Below are 902 nucleotides of genomic sequence, written 5' to 3' on the forward strand. Positions count from 1 at the left end.
TCGGCGTAGGCCCATTCCGAGGCCAGGGTGCGGTTGAATCGTTCGACCTTGCCGTTGGTTTGCGGGCGGTAGGGACGGGTCTTCTTGTGCTTGATCTCGGCGCCGAGGGATTCTGCGAAAACCCTTGAGCGGTAACAGGCGCCGTTGTCGGTCATCACTCGTCTCACAGTGATCCCATGTTGGCTGAAGAAGGCGTTGGCGCGGTCCCAGAACTGCGCGGCGGTCTCTTTGCGTTCGTCGGTGAGGATCTCGGAGTATGCCAGCCGGGAATGGTCATCGACGGCGTGGTGCAGATATGCGTACCCCGGGCGGTGTTTCTTGTTGTGCCGGTTGCCGATCGTGCGCCCGAGTTTGCGGTGGCCGCCGCCTTCGGGGATGCGGCCGAGTTTCTTGATGTCGATGTGGATCAGGTCGCCGGGAGCGTCGTGTTCGTAGCGTCGTGGCGGTGTCCGGCGTACCGGAAGCCCGGTGGCCTGATCGAGGTGACGCAACAGCGGCATCCGATACCGGCGCAACACCGCCTCGACGGTCGATTTTGCTAGCCGCAGGTGCGCAGCGATTCGTGCAGCGCCCCAGCGACGCAGGAACCGCAACTTGATGATTCGACGTTCCCGGCGCACAGGGAGCTGATGGGGTGACCGGTAGGGGCGGCTGGACCGATCTGCCATGCCGGCCTCACCGGTCTGCCGGTAGCGGTCGGCCCACTTCTTGGCCGTGGCCGGTGAGCAGTTGAACCGTTCGGCGGCCCGTCGTAGAGGCCAGTTCTTATCGACGACGCACTGAGCCAGGGCCAGACGGCCACGTTCGGTGAGGAAGGCATTACGGTGGGTCATGAGGGCCTCTTGGTGATCGGCGTGTGTGTGGTAACCACATCGATACCGGAGGCCCTCACCTGTTGACCG

Annotated in this window: 1 protein-coding gene; it reads right to left on the bottom strand. The window is 63.9% G+C overall.

The window, feature by feature from the left end:
• Nucleotides 1–833: IS481 family transposase (locus M1L58_RS23255; protein ID WP_248660627.1), on the bottom strand; the 833-nt coding region annotated here is incomplete at its 3' end.
• Between the last annotated feature and the right edge of the window lie 69 nt (nt 834–902).

Origin of the sequence: Gordonia sp. C13 (genome assembly GCF_023218005.1) — a bacterium.
GTDB classification, from domain to species: domain Bacteria; phylum Actinomycetota; class Actinomycetes; order Mycobacteriales; family Mycobacteriaceae; genus Gordonia; species Gordonia namibiensis.